Origin of the sequence: Sphingomonas sanguinis NBRC 13937 (genome assembly GCF_001591005.1) — a bacterium.
In the GTDB taxonomy this organism is placed as follows: Bacteria; Pseudomonadota; Alphaproteobacteria; order Sphingomonadales; family Sphingomonadaceae; genus Sphingomonas; species Sphingomonas sanguinis.
The window spans coordinates 1-19,676 of record NZ_BCTY01000021.1; the positions used below are offsets into that span (position 1 = coordinate 1).

General features: G+C 61.9%; 21 protein-coding genes and 2 pseudogenes. 18 read left to right on the forward strand and 5 right to left on the reverse strand.

Annotation, left to right across the window (positions count from 1 at the left end; all coding sequences use genetic code 11):
• Positions 1–152 precede the first annotated feature (152 nt).
• Positions 153–290 (forward strand): annotated as a pseudogene (locus tag SSA01S_RS19115) (recombinase family protein); the annotation flags it as partial.
• A 183-nt stretch (positions 291–473) separates the two neighbouring features.
• Positions 474–722, forward strand: a complete 249-nt coding sequence (locus SSA01S_RS10260; protein WP_043061479.1) for a helix-turn-helix domain-containing protein — start codon at positions 474–476, stop codon at positions 720–722.
• Positions 723–1,026: 304 nt separating this feature from the next.
• Here SSA01S_RS10260 and SSA01S_RS10265 read toward each other — a convergent pair whose 3' ends face one another.
• Positions 1,027–1,701: a Hin recombinase gene (locus SSA01S_RS10265; RefSeq protein ID WP_240456340.1), complete on the reverse strand. Its 675-nt coding sequence runs from the start codon at positions 1,699–1,701 to the stop codon at positions 1,027–1,029.
• Between the two features lie 252 nt (positions 1,702–1,953).
• Between SSA01S_RS10265 and SSA01S_RS10270 the strand changes: the two genes are divergently transcribed.
• The 16 genes and pseudogenes from SSA01S_RS10270 to SSA01S_RS19120 all read left to right on the forward strand — a co-directional run.
• The gene (locus SSA01S_RS10270; protein ID WP_052814290.1) at positions 1,954–2,649 is read left to right on the forward strand and encodes a muramidase; all 696 of its coding nucleotides are present in this window, start codon (positions 1,954–1,956) and stop codon (positions 2,647–2,649) included.
• Positions 2,649–3,002: a hypothetical protein gene (locus SSA01S_RS10275; RefSeq protein WP_043061496.1), complete on the forward strand. Its 354-nt coding sequence runs from the start codon at positions 2,649–2,651 to the stop codon at positions 3,000–3,002. Before SSA01S_RS10270 ends, SSA01S_RS10275 begins: the two co-directional genes overlap by 1 nt.
• Entirely contained in the window at positions 2,999–3,604 is a 606-nt protein-coding gene (locus tag SSA01S_RS10280; RefSeq protein WP_043061480.1) for a lytic transglycosylase domain-containing protein, read from the forward strand. Before SSA01S_RS10275 ends, SSA01S_RS10280 begins: the two co-directional genes overlap by 4 nt.
• Positions 3,601–4,902: an LPD7 domain-containing protein gene (locus SSA01S_RS10285; RefSeq protein ID WP_061780302.1), complete on the forward strand. Its 1,302-nt coding sequence runs from the start codon at positions 3,601–3,603 to the stop codon at positions 4,900–4,902. Before SSA01S_RS10280 ends, SSA01S_RS10285 begins: the two co-directional genes overlap by 4 nt.
• A gap of 20 nt (positions 4,903–4,922) precedes the next feature.
• A complete protein-coding gene (locus tag SSA01S_RS10290; protein ID WP_052814291.1) occupies positions 4,923–5,249 on the forward strand; it encodes a TrbC/VirB2 family protein in 327 nt (108 codons plus the stop codon).
• Positions 5,242–5,583, forward strand: a complete 342-nt coding sequence (locus SSA01S_RS10295; protein WP_082049400.1) for a VirB3 family type IV secretion system protein — start codon at positions 5,242–5,244, stop codon at positions 5,581–5,583. Before SSA01S_RS10290 ends, SSA01S_RS10295 begins: the two co-directional genes overlap by 8 nt.
• The gene (locus SSA01S_RS10300) at positions 5,576–7,942 is read left to right on the forward strand and encodes a VirB4 family type IV secretion/conjugal transfer ATPase (RefSeq protein ID WP_043061483.1); all 2,367 of its coding nucleotides are present in this window, start codon (positions 5,576–5,578) and stop codon (positions 7,940–7,942) included. The genes SSA01S_RS10295 and SSA01S_RS10300 overlap by 8 nt, the downstream gene beginning before the upstream one ends.
• A gap of 1 nt (position 7,943) precedes the next feature.
• Positions 7,944–8,669, forward strand: coding sequence for a TrbJ/VirB5 family protein (locus SSA01S_RS10305; protein ID WP_043061484.1), 726 nt, complete (start codon positions 7,944–7,946; stop codon positions 8,667–8,669).
• Position 8,670: 1 nt separating this feature from the next.
• Complete coding sequence (locus SSA01S_RS10310; protein WP_043061485.1) at positions 8,671–8,940, forward strand: hypothetical protein; 270 nt, start codon at positions 8,671–8,673, stop codon at positions 8,938–8,940.
• 42 nt (positions 8,941–8,982) lie between these two features.
• Positions 8,983–10,035 (forward strand): TrbL/VirB6 family protein, encoded by a 1,053-nt coding sequence (locus tag SSA01S_RS10315; protein ID WP_241769379.1) that lies wholly within the window; start codon positions 8,983–8,985, stop codon positions 10,033–10,035.
• Between the two features lie 440 nt (positions 10,036–10,475).
• Positions 10,476–11,153, forward strand: coding sequence for a VirB8 family type IV secretion system protein (locus tag SSA01S_RS10320; protein WP_043061486.1), 678 nt, complete (start codon positions 10,476–10,478; stop codon positions 11,151–11,153).
• Between the two features lies 1 nt (position 11,154).
• The gene (locus SSA01S_RS10325) at positions 11,155–12,162 is read left to right on the forward strand and encodes a TrbG/VirB9 family P-type conjugative transfer protein (RefSeq protein ID WP_052814292.1); all 1,008 of its coding nucleotides are present in this window, start codon (positions 11,155–11,157) and stop codon (positions 12,160–12,162) included.
• A 1-nt stretch (position 12,163) separates the two neighbouring features.
• Entirely contained in the window at positions 12,164–13,474 is a 1,311-nt protein-coding gene (gene virB10 / locus SSA01S_RS10330) for a type IV secretion system protein VirB10 (protein WP_061780303.1), read from the forward strand.
• A 1-nt stretch (position 13,475) separates the two neighbouring features.
• Complete coding sequence (gene virB11, locus SSA01S_RS10335) at positions 13,476–14,498, forward strand: P-type DNA transfer ATPase VirB11 (RefSeq protein WP_043061310.1); 1,023 nt, start codon at positions 13,476–13,478, stop codon at positions 14,496–14,498.
• Positions 14,499–14,510: 12 nt separating this feature from the next.
• Entirely contained in the window at positions 14,511–16,424 is a 1,914-nt protein-coding gene (locus tag SSA01S_RS10340; protein ID WP_061780304.1) for a type IV secretory system conjugative DNA transfer family protein, read from the forward strand.
• A 102-nt stretch (positions 16,425–16,526) separates the two neighbouring features.
• Positions 16,527–16,890 (forward strand): annotated as a pseudogene (locus SSA01S_RS19120) (transposase); the annotation flags it as partial.
• Here the strand turns inward: SSA01S_RS19120 and SSA01S_RS19510 are convergent.
• The 4 genes from SSA01S_RS19510 to SSA01S_RS10360 all read right to left on the reverse strand — a co-directional run bounded on the left by SSA01S_RS19510 (position 16,862) and on the right by SSA01S_RS10360 (position 19,549).
• Entirely contained in the window at positions 16,862–17,638 is a 777-nt protein-coding gene (locus SSA01S_RS19510) for a hypothetical protein (RefSeq protein WP_043061311.1), read from the reverse strand. The pseudogene SSA01S_RS19120 and the gene SSA01S_RS19510 sit on opposite strands and share 29 nt — an antisense overlap.
• Positions 17,623–18,102 (reverse strand): hypothetical protein, encoded by a 480-nt coding sequence (locus SSA01S_RS10350; RefSeq protein WP_043061312.1) that lies wholly within the window; start codon positions 18,100–18,102, stop codon positions 17,623–17,625. Before SSA01S_RS10350 ends, SSA01S_RS19510 begins: the two co-directional genes overlap by 16 nt.
• A gap of 119 nt (positions 18,103–18,221) precedes the next feature.
• Positions 18,222–18,869: an abortive infection system antitoxin AbiGi family protein gene (locus tag SSA01S_RS10355; RefSeq protein WP_043061332.1), complete on the reverse strand. Its 648-nt coding sequence runs from the start codon at positions 18,867–18,869 to the stop codon at positions 18,222–18,224.
• Between the two features lie 53 nt (positions 18,870–18,922).
• Positions 18,923–19,549 carry a DUF2026 family protein gene (locus SSA01S_RS10360; protein WP_043061313.1) on the reverse strand — a complete coding sequence of 209 codons (627 nt, stop codon included), beginning with the start codon at positions 19,547–19,549 and terminating at the stop codon, positions 18,923–18,925.
• Positions 19,550–19,676: the final 127 nt, after the last annotated feature.

Consider the following 19,676-nt stretch of genomic DNA (forward strand, 5'->3'; position numbering starts at 1 on the left):
TTAGCAAATCGACCCAGCCAGTCTTTTGGGCATACCTCTGAAAGACTGGAGCGCGCTCAGTCTCGTTTCCGTCAAACGACGTTCAAAAAGGACTGGACATAACAAGACCGTTCATCAAGCACTGAGGTACGTTCGTCCGGGCCTATCTCCGCGCATCGATCGCTGAACAGGACGCCAACCGCGCTCGCGCCGCGCTGGATGCGTTCGCCGCCTCACATGGCCTCCGGATCGCAGCGCGCTATGTCGAACACGAGAGCGGCACTCGCCTAGCCCGACCGGAGCTTTTTTGACTACCGGACGGGCTGGACAACGACATCGGTCTAGCGGCCCACTGGACCCAACGTGCGCCGCAAGAGCATTGACGAAGCGTGGCGTCCTGCGGGCGTGGCCCAGCCTTGCCGTGATCCTGCGTTGAGCGCCGCGCCTCGATGCAGACTGTGGGACTTACACGAAAAACTTGGTAGCGCTGCATCATGCCAAAGGTAATCATCGCCGATAACGTCAGGCTGCCTCTCGCCGAGCTTTTCGGCGGAAGGCTCAAACAGCGTCGCCTTGCTCACAACATGACGCAAGCCCAACTCGCCGAGCGGACCGGCAGCACGGCCGCCTACATTTCGCAGGTCGAGCGCGCACAGGCCAATCCGACGCTCGATCTCATGGCGAAGATTGCCGAAGTTCTCGACACCGATGTGTGGGATTTGCTTCGTCCGAACAACGACTAGGAACCTAATCACTCCGAATTAATCGCTTCTTGCATCCAAACACGGCGTTGTTCCTTTTACGCTGGCCTCCTAAATCCAATTGGGTAGCAATCGACTGCTTCGAGCAACCGGACAAAGCGGTATCTGGTCTATCGTATGGAGTGTCGGCGTGAGCGATGGTAAAGCGATGCGACGTCGCTTCGGTCTGAGGATCGCGGCGCTGGCAGATCGATCCGGGCTCTCTGTTGAAGTCCTGGCGGCGCGGGCGACACTTTCCGTGCAGCGCATCAAGGATATCATGGGCGCGACGTCAGACTGCGTGACGTTACGCGAGATGACGCTGCTTTCTAATATCCTCATCACCCCCGTCGCTGATCTTCTTGCTCCTTCTGACCCGGTCGGGATCGTACCGTTCGAGAAAGTTGAACAAGGTGGAGCGCGACACGCGTAGCTCCTGGGCGACATCGGTTGCCGTCGCCCCCGGTGACTCCAGCCTCGATTTGATCGCAGGCAGATCATCTGGGTCGAGAAGCCGTTTGCGCCCCCGCGACGCTGTCTCGGGATGTGTTTTTAACCCGTGCAAATAACGATGGTGCCCATCAAGGGCGCGGATCAGCGCGTGAAGCTTGTCGTCAGGTGCGGGTTCGATGACAACGCCCGCCGCTACGATCTCGAACGCGATGCCGCGGCGGAGCATCCGGTCGATAAGGCGGATCAACGTCGGGGTGGAAAGTGTGATACACGACAGATCATAAACCACGACCCTGTCGCCGGCCTCAAGTTGGAGACCGCTGCGTGCGAGCAGATCGCCCAGCTTGTTGAAGCTCTGACGGCCCGCAACGACGATGAGCGCCTCGGAGTTCATGGCGGCCTTCTGATCGTCGATCGTCGCCGATCCTTGGCATTCCGCGAGGAACGCGACGACTTTTCCCACCCCTGCCCTCCTCTCGATGAACGGCGCCAGCGCCACCGTGTGCCGGGCGCGAATTCTGTAGGTCAACCATAGGCTCCGAGCAACACGGTGCGCGTCGAAGACCGGCCTGACCACGCAACCGCCGGCACCCAGGAAGGCCGTTAAAGCGACTCTGCCGAATTTCCATCTTGCGTCATTTTCGTTTTAGAGTTTATTTGGACTGCACCAGATGGACGGAGCATCATGCTTCCAGCGGCACTCACAGCGAAGGCAATCCAGCTCTGCGCAGCCATGGTTGGACCCGCTCAGCCAATCTCGGCGGGGTCCTTTCCGGTTGCCGTGATCAGCGGCGCTACCTTGCTGCGAGAGCCGCAGAACCTCGCGGATGCGGAAGCGACGGTACGCGACCTTCTCGCCCTCAGGGCCGACTTCACCGCGGGTCCGCTCCAGATCGCGGGGCGCCATTTTACGACCTTCGGGGTCACTCCATCGACGGTGTTTGATCCATGCAGTCTCGCGCGTGTCGGCGATGGCGGCCGCGGATCGCCGCTCGCCGGTACCGAAAGCGTATCAGATGTGGTCAGCCTGCTTCGCAAGGCGTTCGGCGCCCGCGTCACCGATACGATCCGACCGGCGAATGCGACATATGGGGCCCGCTACAGCTGGCACAAAGTCGGACAAGCCGTCGACTTCGTGCCGGCTGGCGGCGTCGGGACGATCGATCGTTGCCGGATCCGGGCACTGATGGCCCAGCACGGCATCCGGATCATCGAGCTCCTTGGCCCAGGCGATCAAGGGCATTCCAATCACTGGCACGTCGCGTTCGCCCGCCCGGGACAGACCATAGACCGGACGCAGCACATCGAGGACGGCGAAGACTGGTTCTTGGACGTCGCGCGGAACGGTAGCGGGCAGCAACCCGCCGGAACCAGGCAGCTGGACGCGGTCCCCGAGGGGTCGGTTGCCGAGCCGAGACCTGCGGCGTGGGACGTCTTCGCGACGACCGGTCCTCGTTCGCTTCAAGGAGGTGGATGATGCTGGCACGGACTCTCAAGACGATCTCGCAGAGCGCAGCGGGCGTCGTGATCCCCCTTGCCGGCGTGTTGGCGATCGCGGTGCCACAGCCGGCACGCGCGTCCGACTGGGGTTGTCAGGTCGTTCTGTGTCTCGCGACACCGGGCTCGCCGACGACCTATCCCGCCTGTGTGCCACCAATTACGAAGCTCTGGCAGCATCTCGCGATCGGTGGCGTGTTCCCCAGCTGCATCGGCGTCGGCATCCGGACGCGTCAAACGAAACATGGCTACAGCCTCACCGTCTCTAAGTCAGATGGAACGACGGCACGCTACCAGCTCGACACGCGCTACCAGACGGTGACGTCCCAATGAGCTACGACGTACCGGCCATCATCGCCTTGGCGAAAGCCTGCGCTCCCGAGATCGCGACCGAAGCGATCGTGCCGCTCGTCCTCACCGAGAGCGGCGGCGAGCCGTTGCAGATAAACGTGAACAAGGGTCCCCGTGTTCGCGCAAGAACAGTTCCGGAGGGAGCGGCGCTGGTACGCCGCTATATCGCGGCGGGCTACACGGTCGACGTCGGCCTCGCCCAGATCAACTCAGCAAATTTCACCCGTCTCGGCGTGACGATCGAGAGCGTGTTTGAGCCATGCAATAATCTTCGTCTTGCCTCGGTGATCCTGCAGCGCAGCTACGACACCGCCGCCCGGCATTATTCGGGGTTGGACGCGATCTCTGCGACGTACTCGATGTACAACACCGGGTCCCTCACCCGTGGTCTACGCAACGGCTATGCAGGCCGCGTCTGGTCAGCCGCGGTGAACCTGGGGTCCATTGAAACCGCTCCAGCCCTGCCAGGAGTTGACACTGCTGCGGCGACACGCGCGGCTTCGGCGGCACACCCAACGCTGACAGCCCAAGACCAATGGGTCGTCGGCCCGCTTTCGCCGACCACAGTCACGGTGTTCAAATGAGCGGCGCCAACAGCATCGTCCGGGACGACCGAATGCCTGTGGTTCCAGCCGAGCCGGCCGGCTTCGAGCTACCACCGGCCCTGGCCGGGCGATACGACGTTCGTGTCGTTGACGGTGCCGATGGCGAGCAGCGGATCGGTCTCTTCCGGCCCACTGATCGCGATGGACCCTCGATCGAGATCACGAACGATCGCATCGTTGCGCGAAGTGAGGACGCCGAGACGGTGGCCGCCCTCGTGACAATCGCGCAGCATAGCGGCTGGGATCGCATCGCGGTCGACGGGTCGCCGGAGTTTCGGCAGGCCGTTTGGGAGGCCGCGACCCGCGAAGGACTTAGGGTCAGTGGCTACGATCCCAGCTTCAACGAGCAAGAGCGCGTGGAGCAGGCCAGACGCGCATCGAAGGAGCGCCGCGAGCGCGACGCTCAGCAGGGAGCCGCTGCCCCGCCGCGCATTGACATTGTCGGCGAAACACATCCCAAGGCAGCGATGACTCCGCCGGAGGCGGATGGCCGCGGCGCGCTGCGCGACGATGACGGAAACGCGTTATCGAGCGGCGACCGAAAGCTCCTCCTCACGGTCAGCCGGCATATCGAGGACCGCAAAAGTCTCGATGCGCCCCTGCGTCCAGGCATGGATGCTTTCGATCGCGACGTTCGATCGGAGCGCCTCGATCATAATCGCGAGGCAGTAAACACGTCTCTGGAGCGCGCCCTCGAGAGCCCAACGCTGGCTGCGGCGTTCGAGCAGGTGGGATACGGGCCGGACCGGTTGCGCTCACTGGACATGGTCGACGAAAGCCATGGCGAAATCGCCGACGCGATCGCTCGCGTGCGATCGGGGATGCACCGCGAAACCCCTCATCTAGAGGCAAGCGAGCCACAGCGCGCCACCAGCGCCATTGCCGATGAACTAGAAGACGCCGCCCGCACGAAGCATTCGGCCGCCGGCAGCGGAACGCTGATCGACCGAGAGCCGACTGTCGGGGAACGTCAGGACCGCGACGCGAGTGCGAGACAGCGCGAGAGCGAAGAACTGGCGGAGATCTTTCTGAACGGGACCATCGATCGCGTCTCGGCCGATCCACGGCTCGCCGGCGCGCGCGAGGCACAGGCCGCGATGGAGCTCCATATCGGCGAGGTCTTCGGCGGTGATGCGGGCCGCATGGCAACCGCTAACCTCGAAAGCCGACAGATGATTTCGGACGTGCTGCGGCGGGGGTTCGAGGTTTCAGTGCGTGAGCCGACCCCGGTTCGACAGGTCGAGCCGATCCAGATCCGATCCGACATGGAGCGGTAGAGCTAGCGATGGAGACCCCTATGAAGTTTACGTCGAACATGGGCAGGCTGATGTCCGATCGTCGTGCCCGGCAACTGATCGGCGTCGCCGGCATGATTGCTCTCGCCGCGATCGCGCAGCCGGCACTTGCCCAGAGTAGCGGAACCGCAATCGAAGGCGGGCTCAACACCATCAAGGACTGGATGGTTACGGTTGCCGGCGTCGTCGGTGTGATCGCGGTCATGGCAGTCGGTTATGCGAAACTAACGGGCCGCATGGACTGGGGACGCGCCGTCACCGTGCTGATCGGCATTGGCATCATCTTCTCGGCGACGACGATCGTCGGCTGGATGAGCTCGGGTGGCTGAAGCCGACAAATTGGCGGAAGATAAGGTCTTCCTCGCCTTGACCAGGCCGTCGGTCTTCATGGGACTGCCGCTCGAGGCGATCATGCCGATCATCATGGTCTGCATGGTCCTGTGGGGGATCATGCATAACCCGTTCTATCCCCTGGCATTGTTCGGCGCGCTCTACTTCCCGGCGCGGATGGTCGTCCACTACGACTACAATGCCTTTCGGTTGTGGGGCCTTTGGTTCCAGACGGTTTTCCTGTCGAAGAACCGGAAGTTCTGGGGTGGCGGGAGCTATTCTCCCGTCCGCCTCGGGAAGGCCGTTAGACGCAAGCAGTTCGGCAATGACTGACACCCGGCTGCAGCACAAGCGCGTTGCCGTGCGCGAGACGGACGACGTCAAGTTCATCCCCTACACCCGGCACGTCGACGACACAGTCGTAGCCCTCGAAGACGGCTCGCTGATGCGACTATATCGCGTCGACGGACGGCCCTTCGAGACGAGCGATATCGCCGACCTCAACACCTGGCACACCAAGCTCAACATCACCTGGCGATCGATCGGTGACGATCGTGTCGCATTGTGGACGCATCTCGTTCGAACAGCGACCGATCCGGTCCTCGGCGGTGACTTCCATTCGGATTTCGCCCGGCGGCTGCAAGATCGCTACTCTGAGGCGTTGAGGGAGAAGGTCCTCTACCACAACGAGTTCTATGTTGCGGTCATCGTGCGGCCATCGAGCATGGCCGGCGACCAGGTAGCGCGCTTCTTTGGACGACGGAGTAGCCCCGACGAACTCGACACGCGCGCGTTGGCGATCATGGCGGACAAGTGCCGCGACTTTGAAACGCTGCTGGCGGACGCCGCCCCCGAGCCACTGTCACTCTATGAACATGACGGCATCCTGTTCTCGAAGCCCATGGAGGTGCTGCACTTCATTCTGACGGGCGACCGCATCCGCGTGCCCCTGCTGGATGGCCGTCTGGGACAGGCGCTGTACCAATCCCGCGTGGTGTTCGGCCGGGAAGCGGCCGAGATCCGGCTGCCGCACAAGTCGCATTATCTCGGGATGTTCGGCGTCCGCGAGTATGTCGCGAGCACGCGAACAGGGCAGTTCAACAGCCTGCTCAAGCTCGATTTCCCCTTTGTGCTGACGCAGAGCTTCGCCCCGCTGGTAAAACAGGCCGCTAGCGAGCGCTTTTCCAAGAAATACAAGCAGATGACGTCGTCGGATGATGCCGGCGTCAGCCAAGCGATCGAGCTTCTGGACGGCCAGGACGAACTCATGGCGAACAGGTTCGTCATGGGTGAGCATCACCTGTCGATCTCGGTAATCGACGACGATCCGAAACGGCTGCTCGAGCGGCTATCGATCGCGCGCTCGGCCGCGGCGGATACCGGGATGGTCATGGCGCGCGAAGATGTCGCGCTCGAGGCGGCGTTCTGGGCACAGCTGCCGGGCAATTTTCGAATGCGGGCACGTCCAGCGGTGATCAACAGTCGCAATTTTGCTGCGTTGAGCCCTTTCTACACGTTTCCTGCAGGACGCCGATCGGGCAACCATTGGGGTGAGGCGGTCACGCTGCTTAAGACGCGCGCCGGGTCGTCCTTCTGGTTCAACTTTCATCGCGCCGACATCGGGCACACGCTGATTATCGGCCCGACCGGTGCGGGGAAGACCGTGCTGCAGAACTTCCTTCAGGCGCAGCTCGAAAAGACCGGCGCACGGCAGATATTCTTCGACAAGGACCGCGGCGCCGAAATTTTTGTCCGAGCCTGTGGAGGCACCTACCTGACGTTGCGCAATGGCGAGCCAACCGGCTTTGCGCCGCTAAAGGGGTTGCCACCTACTGCGGAGAATATCGCCTTCCTCCGTCAATTCGTCCGCGTGCTAGTTCGTCGTGAGAACCGGCCACTCACGGTTGCCGAAGACCGTCTCATCGATGACGGCATCGACGCCGTCATGCGGCTTCCCTCATCCGCTCGCTCAATGGGCGCGCTGCGCGAGATGCTCGGCTACGCGGACGCCGAGGGGATCGGCGCCAGGCTCGAGCGGTGGTGCCAAGGCGGATCGCTAGGCTGGGCCTTTGACGGCCTGGTCGACGAGGTATCGTTGTCGGCACGGTTCGTCGGCTTCGACATGACGCAATTCCTCGAGAACCCGGAGATCCGCACGCCTACTATGCTCTACCTGTTTCACCGGGTGAACGAGCTGCTCGATGGACAGCGGGTCGTCGTCGATATCGACGAGTTTTGGAAAGCGCTGCAGGACGAAGCCTTTCGATCGTTCGCGCAGGACGGACTGAAGACCTTCCGCAAGCGCAACGCGTTCATGGTCTTCGGCACGCAGTCACCCGCGGACGCGCTGCGCTCTCCGATCGCCCATTCGATCATTGAGCAGACGGCGACCAAGATCCTCCTGCCCAACTCGGATGCGAAGCGTTCCGATTATTGCGACGGGCTGGGACTGACGGAAGCGGAGTTCCGGCTGATCCGCGAGGATCTGACGCCGGAGAGCCGCTGCTTTCTCGTCAAGCAGGGCCACACCTCCATCGTTGCCAAGCTCGACCTCGGCGGCATGCCAGATGAGCTGAAAGTCCTGTCCGGACGGGCAGAGACCCTGATCGCCATGGATGAAGCGATCGCCGTCGCCGGCGACCATCCAAACGACTGGCTGCCACTATTCTACGTTAACGAGAGGAAAAGCTGACATGCGGATCAAACGGACCTTGCTCGGCCTCGCAGCATCGGTCGGGGTGATCGGACTCGCCGCGCCCGTCGCGGCGCAGGGCATCCCGGTGTTCGACACGACGACGTATCTCCAAGCGTTGCAGACCGCCCGTCAAACCCTGACCATCGTCGACCAAGGAAGGCAGCAGATCCAGACGGCCGCCAACCAGTTACAGTCGCTGCAGAAGCTCACCAACATGAGCGAGATCGCCTCGACCCTGAACCTGCCTCAGGTGCGCAACCTCCTCCCCGACGCCAATACCGACGCAGCAACGTTGCTATCCGGCAACCTTTCGAGGCTGGGGCCGCTCGGCAACCTCGCCTCGAATATCCAGGCAAGGTACCGTCTTTCAGGAACCGGATCGTCCGACGCGGACGCAGCCTATGATCTGGCGTTGCGAAACGCCACGGGGGCCGCAGCGACGACCGCGGCACTCGGCGAAAACACCCTGAACGTGACCCAAGCACGGACCCAGGGCCTCGATCAGCTCCGCCAGCAATTGGCGAGCGCCCGCGATCCGAAGGATGTCATGGACCTGCAGGCGCGCATCGCGGTCGAACAGGCGCAGCTCCAGAACGATATGCTCAAGATGCAGGCGGTCCAGATGGCCCAAGCCGGTGCGGCAAATCTGGCCGCAAGTGCTGCGCTGGTATCCGCAGGCCGCAACGAGTCAGCGTTCTTCGAGGCCAACACGATCCGGAGGTAACATGCGTCGGTTCATTTCATTATGTGGGCTACTGACCGTCTGCGCGTGCCAACAGCAAGTCTCCATTCCCACCGCCAAGCAACTTATCGCCGATCGATCGCTGCTGACCGAGTGGCAGGGCAAATGTGACACTGGCGAATACAGCCAGCTTTCGCCGGCGCGAAAGGCCGAGTTCTGCGCGACCACGCAGGAGGCCACCATCTCCGTCGCACAGATGCAGGCGGGCAAGAAGGATTCGGATTTCTTCAAGGCGAACACGCTGAGGAAGTGATGCTCGTGCGGTGTCGGTTCGCAATATCAGGACGGGTTTAGCATGGCCGCTCCCAACATCATGACGTTGTTCACGACCATGTATGGGTACGTGGAGAGTGCCATTGCCGGTGCCGTCGCGACCTTCGGTTCGGGCCTTGTGAGCTTCGTCGCGGCGCCGCTTGCACTTGCGGCCACGATCTACTTCCTGTTGCTCGGCTTCGCTGTCCTGCGGGGTGCTATCCAGGCGCCACTCCGGGAGCTCGTGTTCCAAGCTGGAAAGGTCGGCTTCGCGCTCGCGGCGGCCAGCGCGGTCGGCTATACGACCTTTGTCGTCAACATCGCGACCGACCTGCCAGCCCAGATCATCGCGGCAGGGTCGGGGACGCCAGTCACCAATCCGGGCACGACGTTCGATACCTATGTTGCCGACACCGGCAAACTCGGTCAGCGAATGGTCGACGCGAATACAAAGGTCCAGGCGCAGGCTTCGCGCGGCCTGACTGACTTCCGGACGCCGCTCATTCAGCTGACGTGTTCATTGGTCACCTATATCTGCATCGCAATCCTATACGTCTTTGCGTTTCTGTCGGCGTCGATTGGTTTCTGCATCGTCATCTTCGCCAAGCTGTCCGTTTCGATCTGCGTTGCGCTCGCGCCACTTGCTCTTGCCTGCTTACTGTTCAACTCCTCGCGGTGGCTGTTCGATGGCTGGTTGAAGCAGACCACCAACTTCGTTCTCCTGATGGTCATCATGGCGATCATGACGAAATTCATCACCGGCCTGCAGGAGGCCGCGATGGACGGCATCCTGGGTTCAATTGGCGACGGTACCATCTTTGTCACCACCGAGAATACGTATCTGACACTCAGCGCCGGGGTCATGGTCGTGGCGACGATCTCCTGCTCAGCGATCTATATCGTCGGCTCGATCTTCTTTTTTCAGTCCCCCGCCATCGCCTCGGGGATCGCCGGCGGCGCCTCGTCCAGCGGCCATGGCTTTCTGATGACGGGTGCGAACATGATGGCCAATCGCCTGATGTTCCGGCGCGCGACCCAGGCTGCCACTCCAGCCAATCGGGCGGCGAGCGGCGGTTCGATCAATCGCGCGGCATGACCATAGCGATGAGCATCGTCCAGATCGGATCCAGGCCGCTGGATCCAGCATCACCAGCATTGGAGATCGTATGAGAGGCTTAGCCCTGGTGGCGATCGGCACGATCGCGCTTAGCGGATGTGCCGGCGCGCAACTCAAGAAGCCGGCGGTCTGCGACGGCAAGCATCGACGGCCAGCGAACGCCTACGGCAGCGTTCTTCCGACGCTGCCGATCCCCGTGCCTGTATCGCAAGCGGCGGCACGATCAATGATCGCCCCGCCATCCGGCTCCGCGCCACCGCAACAGCCTGCGTCTGCCCCCGAGATCCCGACGCTACGAGGCTCGGGCACGCCTTCCTCATCGTCGGGCCGCGAGATCCTAGGTCCGGCGGCCAAGCCCCGCCTGTCAAACCGGATCGTCGCTCGATCCTACCTTCCATGCTGATCAGGGGGACGACGCCATGCCGGCGGTGAAGGCCGAGAAGAAGGACGAGTATTTTCAGACGTCACGGACCTGGGAATACGATCGCTTCCGCGCTGCCGCAGGACGCGAGAAGCTCGCTTGGATCATCGCGGCAGTCGCGGTGGTATTGGCGATTGTCGCGGTGGCCGCCGTCGCGATGCTGACCCCGCTCAAGACGGTTGATCCGTTCGTGATCCGCGTCGACCGATCCTCGGGTGAAACCCAGATCGTCACGGCCCTGAAGGGACCGCAGCCCCGCACCTACGATGAGGCGGTCAATCGCTACTTCATCGCGCAATACGTCCGGCTACGGGAGGGCTGGCTCAACGATGCAGCACGCGAAAATGCCTATGCCGTCATGCTGATGAGCGATCAGAACGAAGCACAGCGTTATCTGAACAGCGTCCAGTCAAGCAACAGGAATGCACCGTCCAATATTTATGGTGACAAAGGCTTCGTATCGATTTCGATCCGGTCGATCAGCTTCCTCAGCCAGACCGTCGCGCAGGTCCGCTATTCCAAGATCATTACCTACGGACAGAGCGCTCCCATCGCACAGAATTGGAACGCCATCCTGACCTTCAAATTCACGACAGCCCCCGAGCATGAGAAAGATCGCAACATCAATCCGCTCGGCTTCCAGGTCGTCAACTATCGCTCTGATCCGGAGGCGTGACATGAACGAGCCATCGAACTCCCGGGTGAACCCGGATCGTGTCGTCGTCCCGTTCCTTCCGGCGCTGCGTCGGAGGGTCGAGGAGCGGCTGTCGCCTTCGATGAGCAAGCTGACCGTGACGAAAGCGGGCGCGACGAGCCGGTTCTGGCGAGGGATTGGAAGGATATGGCATCGGCTAGTCGCCTTCTCAGCGGTCGGGCTCATCGCGTCGACGATGATCCCTCGTCCCGCGACCGCCTCTGAGGTCCCTCGCCCGGGGTCGAAGGACACCCGGTTGCGAGACGTCAATTACGATCCCGATCAGGTTGTCTCGATCGTCGGCAGTTTCCGCCATGCCATCGAGATCCGATTTGGACCCGGTGAGACGATCACGCAGGCGGCGCTCGGGGATACGGTATCGTGGCAGATCGCGCCGGTCGCCAACATCGTGTTCCTGAAGCCCCGGGAACGCGCCGGGCCCACCAATTTGATTGTCGTCACCAATGCGGCAGGCGTGGCTCGCACCTATCACTTCAATCTCTCGTTGGGGACGGCCGGCACGATGTACGGCGTCCGCTTTCGTTATCTGCGCGAGGAGCGCGCGGTCGCCGCTTTGCAGGCTCAGGTCGCAGAGGCGCAGGCCGCCAAGGCGATCGAGTCTGGTATTACCACAGCGGCGCTCGACCATGCCGTGATCGAGGGTCAGCGGAACCTGAACTATACGGTGCAGGGCGACGTGGCACTGCAGCCTAGCGAGGTATCGGACAACGGTGAGTTCACTGTTCTGCGATATCCGGGTCATGCCGACGTTCCGTCGATCTTCGCGGTCGACGTCGATGGTACCGAAACCATCGTTCCCTACGACGTGCGCGAGGATTTCGTCGTGATCCATGCGGTGTATCGGGAGTTGCGGCTCCGTCGCGGCACCGCCGTACTGTGCATCTTCAACGAGGCCCCTCCCCGCAACGTCCGGGGTGACCGGACCGGCACCGTGTCCAACGTCGTCGAGCGCAAGGTGAAGGACCAATAGCATGGCCGAGACCATCATCGATCGTGGCGGGTCGATCGGCCCCGAGCCGATCGCATCGCAACAGCCGGACACCATGGTGGCGCGTAGCGGCGGCTGGGGGAATATTGCCCTTCTGAGCGCTGGGATAGGGCTTGTCGGCGCAATTAGCGGCATAGCCATCGGGTACGGTGCCTTTCATCGACCGGTGAACGCGACCAACGCTGCCGCGCCTGCGAAAGCTAGCGATCGCAGCGTTGACGAGGTGATGGCCAATCCAAATGTCCAGCGCGCCGCGCTCGCCAATCAGCTCGGCCAACCTGGCGCTCCCGCAACCGATATCTTCGGTCGTCCCATCACGCCGGCGACACCGACGGTCGACGCGAGCGGCAATGCGAATCCTGCGGCGGGTGTCGTGGCGAACCAGGGTCCGACCGCAAGTGGCCAACAGACGCCCGCTCAGCGCCGCGCGGAACAGGCAAGGATCATGGCGGATGCAGCGCGCCGATCGCCGATCATGGCGTTCGGTGCGACGGGTCCGACCCCCGAAACATCCGGATCGGCAAATGACGCGACGAGAGCTTCGCAGGATCCCGGTGGGGTCCAAGATGGCAGCGACCTCCAGACCGGGCGGTCGATGGTCGCTCGTCGTGATGTCGGCGCGAGCGGCTTCAATGACCAAGGCGAAGGCACTGCAACGGCAAAGGGCGCTACGGACCTCGGCGACCAGCTGAGCCATTCCGGCATTCAGACGGTGCGCGCGACGATGGTGGGCGACCGCAGTCTCCTCCTCAGCGCCGGAACCGTCATCCCTTGCACGCTGCAGACGGCGATAAACTCGACGCAGGCGGGCTTTGTGTCATGCGTCATCAATCACGACGTCTTCTCGGAAAACGGCCGCATCGTGCTGCTCGACAAAGGCACGAAGGTGCTCGGCCAGTATGCAGGCGGGATCACGCAAGGTCAGGCGCGCCTTTTCGTTCTCTGGACCCGGGCACTCACCCCTCGCGGCGTCGCGATCAACCTTGGTTCGCCGGCGTCTGACAGTCTTGGGCGCGCGGGATTGCCGGGCGGGGTTGATACACAATTCTGGTCCCGCTTCGGCCTTGGCCTCGTTATTTCGGTCTTGGAGGACGCCTCCAACATCGCGAGCCGGGCGGTTCAAGGGGAAGGAACCTATTCGACGCAGGTTCCGGGCAACACCGCCAATACCGTTCTTCAACAGACGATGCAGATCAGGCCCGTCTTGAAGAAGAACCAAGGCGATACGGCGGCTATTTTCGTCGCGAAGGATTTTGACTTTCGGTCGGTCTACGAAGTGCGCCTGAGGCGCTGATATGGCGTCGGGTTCAGCCTCGCTGCTCTACGCTCATAACGCGGCGCCGATCATTCGCCATCTGGAGCGCGCCGACGTCACAGAACTCGTCATCAACGAGCCCGGCCTGATTGGACTGGAAACTCGCGCGGGTTGGGAGTGGCACGAGGAGCCTTCGCTCGACAGTTCGTCTTTGATGACGCTCTCGCGGCTCATCGCCGGCTGCACCAAACAGGATGTCAGCGCTGAGTATCCGATCGTATCATCGGTCCTTCCAGGCGGTGAACGAGCGCAGGTCGTCGTTCCACCCGCAGTCGAGCAAGGCTTCATCTCGATCACGGTACGCAAAGCATCCGGTGTCTCGATGGACCTCGACGATTTCGATCGGGCCGGTCTTTTCAGTGAGGTGCGTGCCAAAGGGCTTCACGAGGAGATCGATGCGGCGTTGCTCGCGCGGCGCGCGGCCGGTGATTGGAAGGCGTTCTTCCGACTGGCCGTGGAAGCGAAGAAGAACATTCTGATTTCCGGCGCCACAGGATCGGGCAAGACCAGCTTTTCGAAGGGGCTCATCAAGCTGATCCCCGACCATGAGCGGATCCTGACGATCGAGGATACGCGCGAGCTGGTCGTGCCGCAGCGCAACCGCGTCCACATGATGTACGCCAAGGACGGCAAGGGGCTGCAGAAGGTCGGGGCAAAAGAGTTGCTGGAGTCTGCCCTTCGCATGCGCCCTGATCGCATCCTCCTCCAGGAGCTGCGCGATGGAACGGCGTTCTTCTACCTAAGGAACGTCAACAGCGGTCATCCCGGATCGATCACCACCGTCCACGCCAATACGGCCGAGGGCGCGCTCGAGCAGCTCACGCTCCTGGTGAAGGAGTCGGACGGCGGAAGCGACCTCGACCGCCATGACATCAGAGCATTGCTGCGGTCGCTGGTGGACATCGTCGTGCAAATGGACCGGCTGCCCCCGCGAGACGGGCAGCCTGCGCGCTATCGCATGACGGAGGTGTGGTTCGATCCGGCGGGTAAGCCGCGAGACTGAGGAGGGTCGCGCGTGAGCGGCAAGTGGGTCCGGAGCAGCGAAGGGTCGCAACCCGGCGCAATCATCTTTCTAACGGTGATCGGCCTTGCGTTCAGCGCGGCGATCGGAGCCGTCGCAGTCCTCTGCCGCGCGCATCTTCTCAGTGCCAAGACACCGTGGCTGAAGGTCCCGGCGGCCCTGTGGTCGATGCGTGCCTATCCGATCATCTACAAGCCGTTCATCGTCGGTTTCGGGATCGGACTGGTGCTCACCGGATTTCTGATCGCGTCTTCGCTCTTCCGGCGGCAGACCCTCCATGGCGAGGCGCGCTGGGCGCGGCCGGGCGAGGTTCGCAAGGGCAAGCTGCTCGGCAAGGCAGGCATCGTCCTGGGCAAGTTCGGCGGAAAGGTGATGCGCTTCGACGGATCCGAGCACGTGCTGCTCGAGGCTCCGACCAGGGCTGGCAAGGGCGTTGGCGTCATCATTCCCAACCTGCTCGACTGGCCCGACTCCCTAGTAGTTCTCGATATTAAGCAGGAGAATTGGGACAACACGGCCGGCTATCGCCTGAAGGAGCTGGGCCAGCGTGTCGTCCTGTTCAACCCGCTTGATCCATCCGGACGGACGGCTCGCTACAATCCGCTCAGTTATATCGATCGTCGCAATCCGGTCGAGGTGATCAACGAACTGCAGAAAATCGCGGTCATGCTGTTCCCCGATCCGCTGACCGGCGACAAGTTCTGGGCCGAGGGGGCACGTACGGCGTTTCTTGGCGTCACGGCCTATATCGCTGCGACGGCCGACGATGGCGAAGACGCGCTCCCCTTCACGTTCGGTGAAGTCTACCGGCAGTTCGCAGCTGGCGACGCGCAGCGACGGTTCCCGAAGATCATCGAGCAGCGCAAAGCGACCGGGAAGCCGCTGTCTGGGGGCTGCGAATCTGCCATCCGTGATTACACGTCGTCGTCGGCGAACACGTTCACGGGGCTTCGTCAGTCGGTGACGGCCAAGGTCAATGCGTGGCTGAACCCCTATGTCGATGCCGCCACTTCGGAAAGCGACTTCGATCTGCGCGACTTCCGAGATGAGCGTATCTCGCTGTATCTCGGTGTCTCGCCCGACGACCTCGATCGCGCCGCGCCGATCTACGGCTTGCTGTTCCAGCAGCTCGTCGACCTGAATGTGCGCGAACTGCCAAAGGGAGATCGGCACCGGGTGAAGGTGCTTCTCGCGCTCGACGAATTCGCCAGCCTCGGCAAGTGCTCCGTCCTGGCGAACGCCTTCAGCTACGTCGCCGGCTATGGTCTCCGGCTGCTTCCGGCCTTCCAATCGATCGAGCAGATCCAAGGCGTCTACGGCGACAAGGTGGCGGCCGACATCGAACGCAATTGTGCCGTGCGGCTCATCCTCCGCCCGGCAGGGCTGTCCGATGCGAAGAATATCTCCGAGCAGCTTGGCACGTACACGTTCAAATCACGATCGCGCTCGATAGGGACCTGGGGAGGCGGGGGTGGCTCCACGTCGCTGTCCGATCAGCGCCGCCCGTTGATGCTTCCCCAGGAGGTTGAAATGTTGCCAGAGGACGATCTCATTGTCTTTCGGCGTGGCATGTATGCGACCTATGGCAAGAAGGTTCGATACTATGCCGAGAAGAAGCTCGCGGCACGCACACGGATCGCGCCACCTGCCATGCCGATGATCCGGCTCGATCCCGCGGTGGCCCGCAATAGCTTGAGGGTCATTCAGGCAAGCGAGTCCGGCGCGGAGGACGCTGCTGCGATTGCCGCTTCCGGCCTCGCGTCGCCGAATTCAACCCATGGGAGCTCTGATCAACGGCGTACCTTGCTCAGTCGTACCGCCGTGGACGCAGCCTTGGCTGTGCCTCCAAGCGCACGAACAAAGGAGCTGTTCGATCATCTGATCGCACTCAACATTCGGGTCGCTTAGTTTCTCGGCAATCGCCGATGGCCAGATAATTAGACCCTCAAAGATCAGCATGGGCGACGCGATCCCACACGCGGTCATTCACGACTTTTCTTCGGCCCGAGCTTCTTCATGACCGCGGGCCAGGTCAGCGATTACACCGGTGCGGCGGCGCTGCTCGACGACCCGCACAAGGGCGCAGTGGCTGCTCAGTGATCGCGGCTATGACGCCGTCGGGTCAGGAATGCTCTTAACGCCAAGGGCATTAAACCCGGCATCCCGCGTCGAAGGTCGGGTAAAGAGTCGCTCAGATACGACTAAGCCGCATCGAGATCATGTTCGGCCGTCTGAAGGACTGGCGCCGTGTCGGCTCCCGCTACGATCGGTGCCCAAACGCCTTTTTCTCCGACGTCGCCTCGCGGCCACCATCATCTCCTGGCTGCGATCAACGAGTCCAGACCCTAGCTACTCCCCCCAGCTAGGTCGATAGGACGCCAAGTCGCACCGTTTCGCTTCGCGAACCGTGAAAAGCTTTCCGGAGTGTGACGCTCGATCACGTTGGCTTCATAGTCGACTACAACGAAGATTGGGTCTGCGGCGTTCGGGACCACGTCGCCCACGGCAAGCAAATAGGAATGCGTCAGCCCCCCGTAGAACTGCATGGTGATCATGACACAGCCAGGTTTTTCGCCCTCCGGTGTCTTGGTGGCGACCAGGAGCAGATGATGGTGTGCGAGCACCGGGAAAGCTTCGGTAAATTTCTTGGCTTCCTCGATCGAAAGCTGAACGACGCTGCCAGTTCCGTAGCGCGCATAGTCTCGGGCGCTGGCAAATGCTGGCGTCCGAACAGCTGCGTCTCCAAACAGATGAGCACAGACGTTTACGCCTATTTTGACCAGCACTCTGTCATAGGCAACGGGATCCATGGTCTGGCGAAGATGGATTCCGGGCGTGTCGGTACTGATTGAGGTGGCGTCAGCGGGGACGACGAGCTTCGGGTGGTTTTGACGGATTAGGGTTAGCAGGCTGGCGACAGCCTCGACATCTTCCGCCCGGCAAGTCATCGCCCCCCTGCCCCTACGAAAGACACGCGCGGTAAGAGTTCCGGTTGTTTCGGTATTTGGGTACTCGAGCGGCTCGAGCCAGACGGCCCCGCGCGGCGCTGCTGCGGCGCTGTCGACCTCGCCCGGCTGGTAAGCGACGCCGTCCCAGCGCAAGAAAGTCAGACGGTAACGCACCTCGACACCGTCCCGCAGCTTTTCACAAAGCGTAAGCAGGTCGGCGAGTGCCCCAGATCGCGAATCAACTCGTTCGCCGACGCCGCGTCGGTCGCGCTGACAGTCATCCGTTCGGGCGGTACGTAGTTCACTTGCGGCCAAACCATTGACTGGCCTCCGCTGCCAAGCTCCTGTTCAAGAAGCAGACCGGACTGTGGATCATCAAAGTAACTGACCGGCGCGTAAATAGAGGGCGCGGCAGTCCTTTTGCCCCGCTTTCGTGACCGGGTCTGCTTGAACAAGCGGGCGATCGCCAGAGGAGAGGCGCGCATTACCTTCGTTTCCATGGGAGAGAAAACGTCAGTATTGCAGACCCCGCAGACGACATCCTTCAGCAACCACTTGCCGTCGTCACCGCCCATGCCCGCCGGGACGACGTGCTCTTCAGTATAAGGGCCGTCGGAAGGACAGTAGATGCAGGTCACGCTTGATCTCCGTGGTGAGCAAAGCTTGTCGGTCGTTCCGTGCAGTCTCGCCTGCCGTGCCGACAACGCTTACATCCAGACAGCGCAACCGATTGAGATCCGTTTCAACACCCAAGCGCTCAGCCCGACAACGCCATCTCGATCCTGTCTTCGCTCCAGTAGGGATCGATGAACGGACACTCGTAGCTCGGGCCGACATGATCGAGCTTAGCGGAGGCGAAGAAGCCTCTGGCGGCATCGTGGAGCGTTTCGGGAATAATTAGGAACGCCGGTTCCGTCTCTGCAAACGGTAGGTCGCCGACGTGTCGCCACTCGCGCTCCCACTCGAAAAGGTAGGTCGAGACACCATAGGTGCCGGGCAAGTCCACAAAGGGCGCCAAATTCCAGACCGGAGCGGCCGGATCGCCGGCTGCGCTATGGACCAGGGCATTGATCGCCTGCGCCTGCGGCGTATCCTTATAGGCATAGAGGATCGGCCCGCCGCCTCGCTCGACCAGAAACTCCTTGCGAAAGCCGATCCCGTGCTGACCTCGCGCGTCAGCCAGGCGCTTGAAGTGATGAAGCGGCACCTCACTAAAACAGACCGAGCGCTTGGCGTGCGGAAGATGGCGTCCGGCACCGAACGCCTTCATCGCGACAATGCGCCGCTCGTACAGGATCGCAATTGCGTTATCATAGGCCGATTTGAACTTAGACTCCTTGGCGAAGTGGACTACGTATTTGGACATGTCCTTCCATGCAGGATCAATTGTGCCGATCAGCGGCATCGCAGGGGCCATGGGCTAGGCGAACCGGAGCGGCATCGTGCAACTGCCATGGCTTACCAAGCTCCTCGCGCGACGGTCGCCGGCAGCCGCAGGTCACGAACCAGCCCGTCATTGCTGCCGATCGTCAGCGATGGCTTCTGCTTACCTCGACGCGTGCCGAACCATGTTTCAGCGATGTGGATAATATCGGTGTTGATAGGCCGGTCTAGGACGTGATCGATCAAGCGCTCGCTCAGCTCCGGATCGGGCATCGTAAAGTAGTCGCCGGCCTTCTTTAGCTGGTTGAGGTCGGGTGCTTCATCGGATAGCCGCTTCTGCAACATTCGGCGTGGAATGGCCACTTCCTGCTGCACGTCCTGGAACGCTTCTTGGTACAAGGGAGACATGAAGTCGATCACGTGGGTCTCGGTTTGGACCCACATGTGGAAGCCGTCTTCGTCGAACTCTACGGTACCTCCCCCATCCCGCCCGAAGAACATGACCTTCTCGGGTTCGACGCATAGCGCAAAACCTCCGGCTACCGCCCTGGCCGGTATCTTGTAATGCTTGTTCAAGATTAAGGCGCCGATGCAGGCAAAGAGCGTGCACGCCTTGCCGGGATTGCCCTCGTCCTTGATCGTGCCGTGGATCACCTGATGGATGCGGTTGAACTCGGATAACGGAAGCAGAAAAGTGCTCATACAGTCTTATATGTGATCGCCCCAGGCCAGTGCCTAGAGCTGACGGCTTCCTGCGGCACTGACGAGAACCGGCAGATTTCGAGAAGCGGGTGTTTTGGTTCAGTCCGACCGATCTCACAACGCTGGC